Origin of the sequence: Streptomyces sp. OZ13 (assembly GCF_052068155.1) — a bacterium.
GTDB lineage: Bacteria > Actinomycetota > Actinomycetes > Streptomycetales > Streptomycetaceae > Streptomyces.
Genome location: NZ_JBQHCZ010000002.1, coordinates 1 through 12,687, shown reverse-complemented (window position 1 = coordinate 12,687; position 12,687 = coordinate 1). Strand labels below are relative to the sequence as shown.

Here is a 12,687-nt window from a genome sequence, read left to right as displayed (position 1 = left end):
GCCGAGTGATGCGCACCAATAGCGAAAGGCATCGACATGGGGGCAGGGCACGACCACGGGCATACTCACGGCGGCCCGCCGCCCACGGGCACCGCGGCCGCCGCCCACCGGAGCCGGCTGCGGATCGCCCTCGCCATCACGCTCGGCGTGACGGTGCTGGAGGTCGTCGGCGGGGTGCTGTCGGGCTCGCTGGCCCTGCTCGCGGACGCTGCGCACATGGCGACGGACGCGGTGGGCCTGGGGATGGCCCTGCTCGCGATCCACTTCGCCAACCGGCCGGCCGGGGTGAACCGCACGTTCGGCTTCGCCCGGGCCGAGATCCTCGCGGCGCTCGCCAACTGTCTGCTGCTGCTCGGCGTCGGCGGTTTCCTGCTCGTGGAAGCGGTGCAGCGGTTCATGGAGCCGGCGGAGACCCGGGGCGGCCTCACCGTCGTCTTCGCCGTCGTCGGCCTGGCGGCGAACATGGTCTCGCTGACGCTGCTGATGCGGGGCCAGAAGGAGAGCATCAACGTCCGCGGCGCCTATCTCGAGGTGATGGCGGACGCGCTCGGCTCGGTGACGGTCCTGGTGTCCGCGGGGATCATCCTGGCGACCGGCTGGCAGTACGCCGACCCGATCGCCTCCCTGGCCATCGGCGTGATGATCGTGCCGCGCACCTTGCGGCTGCTGCGGGAGACTCTGAACGTGCTGCTGGAGTCGGCCCCCAAGGGCGTCGACATGGAAGAGGTGCGTGCGCACATACTGGCCCTGCCCGGCGTGGCGGACGTGCACGACCTGCACGCCTGGACGATCACGTCCGGAATGCCGGTGCTCTCGGCGCACGTGGTCGTCAGCCAGGAAGCGCTGGACTCGGTGGGCCACGAGAAGATGCTGCACGACCTCCAGGGCTGCCTCGGCGAGCACTTCGACGTCGAGCACTGCACCTTCCAGCTGGAGCCGGTCGGGCACGCCGAGCACGAGGCGAGACTCTGCCACTGAGCGGGACCGCCCGCCCCTGCTAGGGTTTCCGCGGACGCGGACGTCCCACGATCCTTGAGAGGAGCTGAGGTTGATGACCGTCGCAGCGGAGTCCCCCTACGCCTGGCGGCGTGGTGGTACCCCCAGCCCTGCGCACACCCGGTCCTTCCTCATCCTCCGGGCTTCCGTCCGACCCTGATCCGATCCTGTCCGGTATCCGCCGGTCCGATCGCGCACGTCGGCCGGAGCCCCGTGAACAAGGGTTTCCACGTTGTCCGACAACGCTTTGCACGACGCTTTCTTCGCCCTGCACCACGGTCTCCCGCGGCAGGGTCCCGGCTCCGACGACACCTCTGCGCGGCTGCTCGCGGCGGTGGGCCCCCTGCCCGCCCGGCCGCGCGTGCTCGACCTCGGCTGCGGTCCCGGCCGCTCGGCCCTGCTGCTGGCAGAGCGGGCCGGCGCACTGGTGACGGCGGTCGATCTGCACCAGCCGTTCCTGGACGAGCTGCGGCACAGCGCCGTGGCGCGCGGCCTCGGTGACTCGATCATCACCGTCGACGCCGACATGGGAGACCTCCCCTTCCCCGACGGCTCGTTCGACCTCGTCTGGGCGGAGAGCTCCGCCTACAGCATCGGCTTCGACACCGCGCTCGAGAAGTGGCGGCGGTTGCTCTCCCCCTGCACCCTGCGGCGTGGGGGGACCACCGGCGGCAGCCTGGTCATGACCGAGTGCGAGTGGACATCGGCCGAGCCGTCCCCGGAGGCCCGCGCCTTCTGGGACGCGCACTACCCGTTGCGCGGCACGGCCGACAACTGTTCGGCGGCCGTCGCGGCCGGCTACACCGTGCTCGGGCTGTACCGGCAGCCCGAGAGCGACTGGGACGAGTACTACGGCCCGCTGGGCGAGCGGGCCGACGCCGCGGACCCGGGCGCGCCCGGCATGCCGGAGGCGGTGGCCGCCACCCGCGCGGAGATCGCCATGCGCAGGGACCACGGCGCGGAGTTCGGCTACACCGGCTACGTGCTCCGCCCGGCCGACCCCCGCTGGCGCACCCGACCGGAGACGGCGGCCGACATCCCGGCGGTACGCGCGGTCAACGCCGCCGCGTTCCCCACCCCGGAGGAGGCCGCCCTCGTGGACTCGCTCCGCCTGGACGCCGAGGCGTGGCTGCCGGGGCTGTCGTACGTGGCGGAGGCCGAGGACGGGTCGGTCGCCGCCTACGCGCTGCTCACCCGGTGCCGGATCGGCGGCACACCCGCGCTCGCCCTGGCGCCGGTCGCGACCGCGCCCCGCCATCAGCGGCAGGGGGCGGGGACGGCGGTCGTACGGGCGGTGCTCGACGCGGCGCGGTCGCGCGGTGACGGACCGGTCGTCGTCCTGGGGCATCCCGGGTACTACCCGAGGTTCGGCTTCGAGGTCGCGGCGAAGCACGGGATCAGGACATCTTTCGAGGTACCGGAGGAGGCCCTGATGGTGCTGACGCTCGACGGCCGCGAAGAGGTGCCGAAGGGCACGGTCCGCTATCCGGCGGCGTTCGGCGTCTGACCGGCTGTCCGTCCCGCCCCGGCCGGCGGGGCGGGGCGGGGCGGACATGCCAGGCGGCCACCGAAGTACGGACAAGCCGCTTTTGTACGGCAGACTGAGCGGGGCCCAGGGTCCTTCCTCCGGAAGGACCGCAGGGCCGAGGACCGATGCGAAGGACGGTTATGCCGATCACACCAGCCACCGCGGCGACCAGTTCGTCGAACGGCACATCACCAGCGATCCTGCTCGAGCTGGTCGACGAGGAGGGCAACACCATCGGCACGGCGGAGAAGCTCTCCGCCCATCAGGCGCCCGGTCGGCTGCACCGCGCGTTCTCGGTGTTCCTCTTCGACGAGCAGGGGCGGCTGCTGCTGCAGCGCCGCGCGCTGGGCAAGTACCACTCCCCCGGTGTCTGGTCGAACACCTGCTGCGGCCACCCGTACCCGGGCGAGGCGCCGTTCGCCGCGGCCGCCCGGCGCACCTACGAGGAGCTGGGGGTCTCCCCCTCGCTGCTCGCCGAGGCCGGCACGGTCCGCTACAACCACCCGGACCCGGAGTCCGGGCTGGTCGAGCAGGAGTACAACCACCTCTTCGTCGGGATGGTGCAGAAGCCGGTGCTGCCGGATCCGGAGGAGATCAGCGAGACGGCTTTCGTGACGCCGGACGAGCTGACCGAGCTGCACGGCCGGGCGACGTTCTCCGCCTGGTTCATGACGGTGCTGGACGCGGCCAGGCCCGCGGTCAGGGAGCTGACGGGGCCGGCCGGAGGCTGGTGAGAGGCGCCGTCCGCTCCACGGCGCGGCGCCTCATACGGGCGCCGCGCCGTCCTGGAACCGATGCGCCAGCGGCAGCTCCGCCCAGATGATCTTCCCGCCGCTCGCGGTGTGCTCGACGTCGCAGATACCGCCGGCCTCCCGGGTGATCTCGCGGACCAGCAGCAGTCCTCTGCCACCCGTCTGCGCGGCGTCGGTCTCGAGAGCCTTGGGACGGTAGGGATGGTTGTCCTCGACCGAGACCCGCACCCAGTGCGTGCCGATGGCGACCTCGACGGCGACCTCCGGCGAGAGCAGAGCGGCGTGCCGCACAGTGTTGGTGACCAGCTCCGACACGATCAGCAGCAGGCCCTGCACCACGTCGTCGGCGACCGGGACGCCCTGGCGGGCGAGCAGGTCCCGCACGGCGTGCCGGGCCTGCGGGACGGACACGTCGAGTGCGGGAGCGGTGAACCGCCAGACGCCCTCGTAAGACAGCGGCCGGGCCGGCACGCTCCCGCGGCTCTCCATAGTCCGGCACCCACCTTCGGCTCGTCCCACTGACCTTCAGGTAACAAGTGTTGGTAGTCAGTTGGTCCGTGCCGTACCACTGAACGGAAGTGAACGCCGATCGACGCGTTTTGACCGGGTGCGTATGACAGCGTCAGTTGTGTGACTGGTCGGAACCGCCTTCTGCCCGCTTCCCCGGATCGATCGTTTCAGCACTCTTATCAGCGTTTTCCCGGCTCCCCCGCGGTCCCTCGCCCTGCTCCGTGACCATGCTGACGACGCGCCGGCCGCCGACCCCCATCGCGATCAGGCCGAGGCCGTCGAAAAGCAGCGCCAGCGAGAAGAAGGTGCCGAGGACGTACCAACTGCTCTCCGGCCAGTCGGCCAGGACCAGCACACCCAACAGCAGATCGAAGGCCCCCTGCACCAGGGTCCAGCCGAACTGCGGGCCGCGGACCACCATGCTGCCCACCAGCCGGAAGAGTCCGCCGGTCAGGAACAGCAGGGCGGCGAACATGACGAGACCGGCCGCCTCGGTCTCCGGATGGCGGATGACGATCGCGCCGGCCGCGATGTTCAGCGCGGCGACCACGACGGCCAGCCAGAAGAAGTTGCTGCCGCGCGACTCGACCGCGTGGAGCAGGCCGACGATCCCGCAGATCAGCAGCAGCCAGCCGAACAGGAGCATCGAGGTGAGGGTCGCCACGCCCGTGTAGACCAGGCCGACCAGACCGCCCGCGGCCAGGATCGCGCCGAGCGCGGCCAGTCTTCCGAAGCCGCGGCGCAGGCTCTTCTCCCGGCTGCGGTGGTTCTTCTCGTGGTGCGCGGTACGGGTCATCGGACGACTCCTCGGCGAACCCCCGTGGCAGCGGCACCCCTTCTTGATCATAGGTTCGTGCCCGCCGGATAGCATCCGGCGCATGGAGTCCCCGAACGCGCATCCGCCCCGGCTCAGGCACACCGTCGCGGACGGTGTCGCCACGGTCGTGATCAGCAATCCCGCCAAGCGCAACGCCATGACCGCGGACATGTGGCGGGCGCTTCCGGAGCTGCTCGGGAAACTGGCAACGGACCCGGCCGTACGGGCACTGGTGCTGACCGGCGAGGGCGGGACGTTCTGTGCCGGGGCGGACATCTCGTCGCTGCGGCTGCCCGGTGAGGACCCGCAGGCGCTGGCCGTGCATGCGGAGGAGGCCCTCGCGGCATTCCCCAAGCCGACGCTCGCCGTGGTGCGCGGCTACTGCGTGGGTGGCGGCTGTCAGCTCGCCGCCGCCTGCGACCTGCGCTTCGCCGAGCGCGACACTCTGTTCGGGGTCACCCCGGCCAAGCTGGGCATCGTCTACCCGGCGGGCTCGACGCGCCGGCTCGCGGCACTGGTGGGTCCGGCCGCGGCCAAGTACCTCCTGTTCTCCGGCGAGTTGATCGACACCGGGCGGGCGCTGCGGACCGGGCTCGTCGACGAGGTGCTGCCGGGGGACGAACTGGGCCGGCGGGCGGCCGAGTTCACCAGGATCCTGGTGTCGAGATCGCAGCTCACGCAGTGTGCGGCGAAGGAGTTCACCGCCGGCCGCACGGACCGGGACGCGTACTGGGCGGAGCAGGCGCGCGGCAGCGGCGACACCGCGGAGGGGGTCGCCGCCTTCCTCGAGCGTCGTGCGCCGCGCTTCTCGTGGGCGCCGGGAGCCGGCTGACGCCGGCAGCACCGGCCGGGCGCACCCGTGCCGGGCTACCGGAGGACGAAGCGGCTCTTGGTGCGGAACTCCTCCACCAGGTGTGCGGGTGCCTTCAGCGGTGAGCCGGCGTCGTAGGGCGGCTGCGGGTCGTACTCGGTGAGCAGTTGCACGGCCCGGGCGTGCTCGTCACCGGACAGCCTGCCGACCAGGGTCAGGCCCATGTCGATGCCGGAGGAGACACCGGCGGCGGTGACGTACTTGCCGTCCGTCACGACCCGGCGACCGGTCGGCCTGGCGCCGAGCTGCTCCAGCTGTTCCAGGGCGAGCCAGTGGGAGGTCGCCTCACGGCCCTTCAGCAGTCCGGCCGCGGCGAGCAGCAGCGAGCCCGTGCACACCGACGTGGTCCAGGTGCTGGTGGCGTCCACGGCGCGCAGCCAGTCCAGCAGGGTCTCGTTCCCCATTTGGGCGTCCTGGCCGGGGCCGCCCGGGACGAGGACGATGTCCGGAGCCGTCACCTCGTCGAAGGTCCTGGTGGCGACGAGCGAGAGCTGGTCACGGTCGTTCGCCACGGGACCCTTCCGTTCGGCGACGAAGACGACGTCGGCGTCCGGGAGGCGGCAGAGCATCTCGTACGGGCCGACGGCGTCCAGTGACGTGAAACGGTCGAAGAGCAGGACGGCGATCTGCGTGGGCACGGGTGTTCCCTTCGTAGGGTTCAGCTGGCGGGTCGTGCGGGGCCGCGGAAGCGGCGGCGGTACTCCGCCGGGGACACGCCGAGGGCCTTCACGAAGGCCCTCCGCATCGCCTCCGTGGTGCCGTATCCGCAGGCGCGGGAGATCTTCGTGACTCCGTCGGGGGTGTCCTCCAGGAGCCTTCTGGCGTGCTCGAGGCGCACGCGTTCCACGTAGCGGCCGGGTGTCGTGCCCGTCTCGGCCTGGAAGGCGCGGGCGAAGTGCCGGGGCGACAGGCCCGCGCGGTCCGCGAGCGCCTCGACACAGAGGTCGGCCTCGGGGTGCTGGGTGACCCAGTGCTGCACGGACCGCAGCGGTTCGCGGCGCGCGGTCTGGGCCTCGAGCTGGGCGCTGAACTGCGACTGGTTGCCGGGACGCCGCAGGAAGACGACCAGATGGCGGGCCACGGTGAGGGCGACGTCCCGGCCGAGGTCCTCCTCCACAAGTGCCAGCGCCAGGTCGATGCCCGCCGTGACGCCCGCGGAGGTGGAGAGCCTGCCGTCCCGGACGAAGATCGGGTCGGGGTCGACCTCGACCTCCGGATAGGCGCCGGCGAGGTGGTCGCAGGCGGCCCAGTGGGTGGTGGCGCGCCGGCCGTCGAGCAGCCCGGCCTCCGCCAGCAGCAGCGCGCCGGTGCACACGGACACCAGGCGTCCGGCGTGGGGCGCCCGGTCGCGGAGCCAGTCGATCAGCCGCGGATCCGGGCGGCGGGTGCCCTCGCCGCCGGGGACGAGGAGCGTGTGGGGCGCGGGTTCACGGGCGAGGTCCCCGTCAGGGACCAGGGTGAGACCGCTGGAGGTCCGTACCGGCGAGCCGTCGAGCGAGGCGGTACGGATCCGGTACGCGGACGGGTCGCCGCAGGCCCGGCGGGCACCCTCGAAGACCTCGACCGGCCCCGTCACATCGAGGCTCTGCACATGGTCGAAGAGGACGACGAGCAGCGTCCGTCCTGTCGTCGGCCGCTCCGCAGGTTCTGTTGTGGACTCCGTCACGGGCCCCATCCTTCTCGCGGCACGGCCATGGCCGCAATGACGAGAACCCCACCTTTCCTGCCATCGCCGCCGAGGGACGTTCCCGGACTTCCGCCCGTACCGACCAGTCGGTAACGTGCGGCTCATGACTTCTCTGCATCCGCGCGCGGGACGCCGCTGCCACAACGCCCTCAACCCGCTGCACTCGACGGTGTACTTCTCCCCCGACTTCACCGCCGAGCTCGCACAGCTGGGTGTCGAGGACCCCAGAGCCGCCTACTTCGCGGGGCGCGGCGCCGCCATGGGCGCGGTCGGACCCGGTGCGGTCGCCGCCGCGTTCTACAACTTCAACCACGACCTGATCGCGGAGCATCTGCCGGCCGTGTGGGACACCGCCCCGCCGGAGGCGGTGCTCGCGGCGCGGCTGCGCGCCGTCGACACCACCCTGCGGCGGCTGCTCGGCGACGACGCCGTCGCCTCCCCCGAGATGGCGGAGGCAGCGGAACTCGCGCTGCGCGCGGCCGAGGCGTGCACCCGTCACGCCCGTCCCCTCTACGCGGCACACGCCGACCTGCCCGTTCCGGAAGAGCCGCACCTGGCGTACTGGCACGCGGCGACCCTGCTGCGGGAGCACCGCGGCGACGGGCATCTCGCGGCGCTGCTCGCGGCCGGTCTCGACCCGCTCGAGGCGCTGGTGAGCCACACCGCCACGGGCAAGGGCATGGCGCCGCGCTGGATCCTCGCCACCCGCGGCTGGGGACGGACCGACTGGGAGGCCGCGCAGTCCCGGCTGCGGGAGCGCGGACTGATCGACGCGGAGGGCGAGTTGACCGAGGCCGGCACCGCGCTGCGGGCCGAGCTGGAGGAGCACACCGACCGGCTCGACCGGGCACCGTACGAGCACCTGGGCGCGGAGGGCGTCGAGCGTCTCACGGAGCTCGGCCGCGGCTTCCTGACGAGCGCCGCGCTCGCCGGCGCGTTCCCCGAGGACCTCACGGGCAAGGGCTGAGACACCGGGACGGGGGCGGGCCGAGACGTTTACACAGAGGCGATCCCGGCTACCCGACGTAGTCCAACGCCCCCGTCACTGGAGGTCAATTGTGCTCAGCGCCATAGCGGACGCACTTCGCACCGTCGGCTCGGCGATCGCCACCGTGGTGACGCTGCCGTTCCGGCTCCTGGCCCGGCTCTTCGGCGGAGCCTCGCGCGGCGGCAGGACACGGCGCGTCTGAGGCACGCGACACGGCCCCCGGCCACCCGGCACAATGCACTCTCAAGCACAGCGAGCACGAGAAGGCGAGTCGGGGAACCGTGACGACGTCCATCGAAGGCAGGATCGCCGAGGAGCTCGGCGTACGTGAGCGGCAGGTGAAGGCGGCCGTCGAGCTGCTCGACGGCGGGTCGACCGTGCCGTTCATCGCTCGCTACCGCAAGGAAGCGACCGAGATGCTCGACGACGCGCAGCTGCGCACGCTCGAGGAACGGCTGCGTTACCTCCGGGAACTGGAGGAACGGCGGACCGCGGTCCTCGAGTCCGTGCGCGAGCAGGGCAAGCTCACGGACGAGCTGAAGGCCCGGATCGGGGCCGCCGACACCAAGGCACGGCTGGAGGACATCTACCTGCCGTTCAAGCCGAAACGGCGCACCAAGGCGCAGATCGCCCGTGAGGCCGGGCTCGAGCCGCTGGCCGAGGGCCTGCTGAGCGACCCGTCGGTGGACCCGCTCGCGGCCGCCGCCGCGTTCGTCGACGCGGACAAGGGCGTCGCGGACGCCCCTGCCGCTCTCGATGGAGCACGCGCGATCCTGGCGGAGCGTTTCTCCGAGGACGCCGACCTCATCGGCGAACTGCGCGAGCGGATGTGGACCCGCGGCCGGCTCGCCGCCAAGGTGAGGGACGGCAAGGAGGAGGCGGGCGCAAAGTTCGCCGACTACTTCGACTTCTCCGAAGGCTTCACCGAGCTGCCCTCCCACCGGATCCTCGCGATGTTCCGCGGCGAGAAGGAGGAGGTCCTCGATCTGGTCCTGGAGCCGGAGGAGCCGACCGACGGTCCCTCGTCCTACGAAGGCATCGTCGCGGCCCGCTTCGGTGTCGCGCAGCGCGGGCGCCCCGGCGACAAGTGGCTCGGCGACACCGTCCGCTGGGCCTGGCGCACCCGGATCCTGGTGCACCTCGGCATCGACATGCGGCTGCGGCTGCGTACGGCCGCCGAGGACGAGGCGGTGCGGGTCTTCGCGGCCAACCTGCGCGACCTGCTGCTCGCCGCCCCGGCGGGCACCCGCGCGACCCTCGGGCTCGACCCCGGTTTCCGTACCGGGGTGAAGGTCGCCGTCGTCGACGCGACGGGCAAGGTGGTCGCCACCGACACGATCTATCCGCACGTTCCCGCGAACAAGTGGGACGAGTCGCTCGCGAAGCTGGCCCGTCTCGCCAAGGAGCACGCCGTCGAACTGGTGGCGATCGGCAACGGCACCGCCTCCCGCGAGACCGACAAGCTGGCCGGCGACCTGATCACCAGGCATCCCGAGCTGAACCTGACCAAGGTGATGGTGTCGGAGGCGGGCGCCTCGGTGTACTCGGCGTCGGCGTTCGCCTCGCAGGAGCTGCCCGGTCTGGACGTGTCGCTGCGCGGCGCCGTCTCCATCGCGCGCCGGCTGCAGGACCCGCTGGCCGAGCTCGTCAAGATCGACCCGAAGTCGATCGGCGTCGGGCAGTACCAGCACGACCTGTCCGAGGTGAAGCTGTCCCGGTCGCTCGACGCGGTGGTCGAGGACTGTGTGAACGGTGTCGGCGTCGACGTCAACACGGCGTCCGCGCCGCTGCTTTCCCGGGTGTCGGGCATCGGCGCCGGGCTGGCGGAGAACATCGTCGCGCACCGCGACTCCAACGGCCCGTTCCGATCCCGCAAGGCGCTCAAGGACGTGGCACGGCTCGGCCCGAAGGCGTACGAGCAGTGCGCGGGCTTCCTGCGCATCCGCGGCGGTGACGACCCGCTGGACGCCTCCAGCGTGCACCCGGAGGCGTATCCGGTGGTGCGGCGGATGGTGAAGACGACCGGTGGAAAGGTGGCGTCCCTCATCGGCAACACCTCCGTCCTGCGATCGTTGCGGCCGGCCGAGTTCGTGGACGAGACCTTCGGCCTGCCGACCGTGACGGACATCCTGCGGGAGCTGGAGAAGCCCGGCCGCGACCCCCGTCCGGCGTTCCGCACCGCCACCTTCAAGGACGGCGTCGAGAAGATCGGCGACCTCGCCGCGGGGATGGTGCTGGAGGGCGTGGTCACCAACGTCGCCGCGTTCGGCGCATTCGTGGACGTCGGTGTCCACCAGGACGGTCTGGTGCATGTGTCGGCAATGTCCCGGAACTTCGTCAAGGACCCGCACGACGTGGTGAAGTCGGGCGACGTGGTGAAGGTGAAGGTGCTCGACGTCGACATCCCCCGCAAGCGGATCTCGTTGACGCTGCGGCTGGACGACGAGGCGTCGGCGCAGCCGGCGGAGGCGGGTGCGCCCCGGCGTGAGCGCGGCGGACGTCCCCCGCAGCAGCGCCAGGGCGGTGGCGGCGCGGGCCGAGAGCGCCGTGGTGCGGGTGGCGGGGGCGGCCGCGGTGGCGGCAACGGCGGTGACCGTCGTGGTGCCGCCGCACCGCGCCAGGCCCCGGCCCCGTCGAACAGCGCGATGGCGGACGCACTGCGCCGCGCGGGCCTGGTGGACCCGAAGAACCGCTGAATGCGCACCGGGGTCGGGGGCACCCCCCGGCCCCGGGAGCGGCCGTCCCGCACCCGGCCGCGTCGCAGCGGCCGGGCCGGACGGCCTCGGATCAGGGCCGGATCGGGTGTCAGAGTTCGGTGATCCTGCCGTCGGCCACCTCGATGCGGCGGGTGACATGGACGGCGTCCAGCATCCGGCGGTCGTGGGTGACCAGCAGCAGCGTGCCCTTGTACGAGTCGAGCGCCGCCTCGAGCTGTTCGATGGCGGGCAGGTCGAGATGGTTGGTCGGCTCGTCCAGAACCAGCAGATTCACGCCACGGCCCTGGAGCAGCGCGAGCGCGGCACGGGTCCGTTCGCCCGGTGACAGGGTGGTCGCCGGGCGCATCACATGGCCGGCCTTGAGTCCGAACTTGGCCAGCAGTGTGCGGACCTCGGCCGGCTCGGTGTCGGGGACGGCCGCGCAGAACGCGTCCAGCAGCGTCTCGGTGCCGTAGAAGAGCCCGCGTGCCTGGTCGACCTCGCCGACGACGACACCGGAGCCGAGCGACGCGTGTCCCGAGTCGAGGGGAAGCCGGCCGAGCAGGGCGGCGAGCAGCGTCGATTTGCCGGAGCCGTTGGCGCCGGTGACGGCCACGCGGTCCGCCCAGTCGATCTGCAACGACGCGGGGCCGAACCGGAAGCCACCACGCCGCACCTCCGCCTCCCGAAGGGTGGCGACCACCGAGCCGGAGCGCGGGGCAGCGGCGATCTCCATCCGCAGCTCCCACTCCTTGCGGGGCTCCTCCACCGTGTCGAGCCGCTCGATCATGCGCTGCGTCTGGCGTGCCTTGGCGGCCTGTTTCTCGCTCGCCTCGCTCCGCATCTTGCGGCCGATCTTGTCGTTGTCGGTGGCCTTGCGGCGGGCGTTCTTGACGCCCTTGTCCATCCAGTTCCGCTGCATCTGGGCGCGGCCCTCGAGAGCGGCCCGCTTGTCGGCGTACTCGTCGTATTCCTCGCGGGCGTGCCGGCGGGCGGTCTCTCGCTCCTCCAGGTAGGACTGGTAGCCGCCGCCGTAGAGGGTGATCTGCTGCTGAGCGAGGTCCAGTTCGAGGACCTTGGTGACGGTCCTGGTGAGGAACTCGCGGTCGTGGCTGACCACGACCGTGCCGGCCCGCAGACCCTGGACGAAGGTCTCGAGGCGCTCGAGACCGCTCAGGTCGAGGTCGTTGGTCGGCTCGTCGAGGAGAAACACGTCGTAGCGGGACAGCAGCAGGGAGGCGAGACCCGCGCGTGCGGCCTGGCCGCCCGACAGGGACGTCATCGGCTGGTCGAGGTCGACGGTGAGGCCGAGCGAACCGGCGACCTCCTCGGCGCGCTCGTCGAGGTCCGCGCCGCCGAGGTCGAGCCAGCGCTCCAGGCCGGTGGCGTAGGCGTCGTCCGCCCCCTCGACGCCGTCGGCCAGGCCCTGGGCGGCGGCGTCCATGGCGGTCTGGGCCGCCGCGACGCCGGTGCGGCGGGCCAGGAAGGCCCGGACGGTCTCCCCTTCGCGGCGCTCGGGCTCCTGCGGGAGGTGGCCGACGGTCGCGGTCGGCGGGGAGAGCCGCAGCTCGCCCTGTTCCGGCCGGTCGAGTCCGGCGAGCAGACGCAGCAGGGTGGACTTGCCCGCTCCGTTGACGCCCACGAGACCGATCACGTCGCCGGGTGCGACGACGAGGTCGAGCCCGGCGAAGAGCGAGCGGTCGCCGTGTCCGGCGGCGAGGTCCTTGGCGACGAGAGTTGCAGTCATCAGGGAGTGAATCCTAGGTGTTCTGTCCGGGGAGGTTGTGGACGGGTGAGCCAGGTCTCGGCTGAAGGATCTTGAACAGGTGAGGGCCTTCCGGT

The 12,687-nt window shown here is 72.0% G+C and carries 12 protein-coding genes; 7 read left to right on the top strand and 5 right to left on the bottom strand.

Translation table 11 applies throughout. The features are described from left to right. The first annotated feature begins 36 nt into the window (after positions 1-36). The 3 genes from ACTMTU_RS03745 (at position 37) to idi (ending at position 3,258) form a co-directional block, all read left to right on the top strand. Positions 37-978, top strand: coding sequence for a cation diffusion facilitator family transporter (locus tag ACTMTU_RS03745; protein WP_441261994.1), 942 nt, complete (start codon positions 37-39; stop codon positions 976-978). Positions 979-1,228: 250 nt separating this feature from the next. Further along, positions 1,229-2,503, top strand: a complete 1,275-nt coding sequence (locus tag ACTMTU_RS03740; RefSeq protein ID WP_441261993.1) for a bifunctional class I SAM-dependent methyltransferase/N-acetyltransferase — start codon at positions 1,229-1,231, stop codon at positions 2,501-2,503. 161 nt (positions 2,504-2,664) lie between these two features. Continuing rightward, positions 2,665-3,258: an isopentenyl-diphosphate Delta-isomerase gene (idi, locus tag ACTMTU_RS03735; protein WP_441261992.1), complete on the top strand. Its 594-nt coding sequence runs from the start codon at positions 2,665-2,667 to the stop codon at positions 3,256-3,258. Positions 3,259-3,288: 30 nt separating this feature from the next. On the opposite strand, the gene ACTMTU_RS03730 is transcribed toward idi, so the two are convergent. Continuing rightward, positions 3,289-3,765 carry an ATP-binding protein gene (locus ACTMTU_RS03730; RefSeq protein ID WP_159683950.1) on the bottom strand — a complete coding sequence of 159 codons (477 nt, stop codon included), beginning with the start codon at positions 3,763-3,765 and terminating at the stop codon, positions 3,289-3,291. Positions 3,766-3,898: 133 nt separating this feature from the next. Then, complete coding sequence (locus ACTMTU_RS03725; protein WP_441261991.1) at positions 3,899-4,582, bottom strand: HdeD family acid-resistance protein; 684 nt, start codon at positions 4,580-4,582, stop codon at positions 3,899-3,901. A gap of 82 nt (positions 4,583-4,664) precedes the next feature. On the opposite strand from ACTMTU_RS03725, the gene ACTMTU_RS03720 reads away from it, so the two are divergent. Further along, positions 4,665-5,435, top strand: coding sequence for an enoyl-CoA hydratase/isomerase family protein (locus tag ACTMTU_RS03720; protein ID WP_441261990.1), 771 nt, complete (start codon positions 4,665-4,667; stop codon positions 5,433-5,435). A gap of 35 nt (positions 5,436-5,470) precedes the next feature. Here ACTMTU_RS03720 and ACTMTU_RS03715 read toward each other — a convergent pair whose 3' ends face one another. Continuing rightward, a complete protein-coding gene (locus ACTMTU_RS03715; RefSeq protein ID WP_441261989.1) occupies positions 5,471-6,112 on the bottom strand; it encodes a DJ-1/PfpI family protein in 642 nt (213 codons plus the stop codon). 20 nt (positions 6,113-6,132) lie between these two features. Next, entirely contained in the window at positions 6,133-7,149 is a 1,017-nt protein-coding gene (locus ACTMTU_RS03710; RefSeq protein WP_441261988.1) for a GlxA family transcriptional regulator, read from the bottom strand. A 115-nt stretch (positions 7,150-7,264) separates the two neighbouring features. On the opposite strand from ACTMTU_RS03710, the gene ACTMTU_RS03705 reads away from it, so the two are divergent. The 3 genes from ACTMTU_RS03705 (at position 7,265) to ACTMTU_RS03695 (ending at position 10,845) form a co-directional block, all read left to right on the top strand. After that, positions 7,265-8,128: an SCO6745 family protein gene (locus ACTMTU_RS03705; protein WP_441261987.1), complete on the top strand. Its 864-nt coding sequence runs from the start codon at positions 7,265-7,267 to the stop codon at positions 8,126-8,128. A 91-nt stretch (positions 8,129-8,219) separates the two neighbouring features. Then, positions 8,220-8,351, top strand: coding sequence for an LPFR motif small protein (locus tag ACTMTU_RS03700; protein WP_268247290.1), 132 nt, complete (start codon positions 8,220-8,222; stop codon positions 8,349-8,351). A gap of 79 nt (positions 8,352-8,430) precedes the next feature. Beyond that, positions 8,431-10,845 carry a Tex family protein gene (locus ACTMTU_RS03695; protein WP_441261986.1) on the top strand — a complete coding sequence of 805 codons (2,415 nt, stop codon included), beginning with the start codon at positions 8,431-8,433 and terminating at the stop codon, positions 10,843-10,845. A gap of 109 nt (positions 10,846-10,954) precedes the next feature. On the opposite strand, the gene ACTMTU_RS03690 is transcribed toward ACTMTU_RS03695, so the two are convergent. Further along, positions 10,955-12,592 carry an ABC-F family ATP-binding cassette domain-containing protein gene (locus ACTMTU_RS03690; protein WP_441261985.1) on the bottom strand — a complete coding sequence of 546 codons (1,638 nt, stop codon included), beginning with the start codon at positions 12,590-12,592 and terminating at the stop codon, positions 10,955-10,957. Positions 12,593-12,687 lie beyond the last annotated feature (95 nt).

What these genes read in the sequence shown, in the direction of transcription:
- ACTMTU_RS03745 (WP_441261994.1), top strand. Translation starts at nt 37, where the DNA reads ATGGGGGCAGGGCACGACCACGGGCATACTCACGGCGGCCCGCCGCCC.
- idi (WP_441261992.1), top strand. Translation starts at nt 2,665, where the DNA reads ATGCCGATCACACCAGCCACCGCGGCGACCAGTTCGTCGAACGGCACA.
- ACTMTU_RS03730 (WP_159683950.1), bottom strand. Translation starts at nt 3,765, where the DNA reads ATGGAGAGCCGCGGGAGCGTGCCGGCCCGGCCGCTGTCTTACGAGGGC.
- ACTMTU_RS03725 (WP_441261991.1), bottom strand. Translation starts at nt 4,582, where the DNA reads ATGACCCGTACCGCGCACCACGAGAAGAACCACCGCAGCCGGGAGAAG.
- ACTMTU_RS03720 (WP_441261990.1), top strand. Translation starts at nt 4,665, where the DNA reads ATGGAGTCCCCGAACGCGCATCCGCCCCGGCTCAGGCACACCGTCGCG.
- ACTMTU_RS03710 (WP_441261988.1), bottom strand. Translation starts at nt 7,149, where the DNA reads ATGGGGCCCGTGACGGAGTCCACAACAGAACCTGCGGAGCGGCCGACG.
- ACTMTU_RS03705 (WP_441261987.1), top strand. Translation starts at nt 7,265, where the DNA reads ATGACTTCTCTGCATCCGCGCGCGGGACGCCGCTGCCACAACGCCCTC.
- ACTMTU_RS03690 (WP_441261985.1), bottom strand. Translation starts at nt 12,592, where the DNA reads ATGACTGCAACTCTCGTCGCCAAGGACCTCGCCGCCGGACACGGCGAC.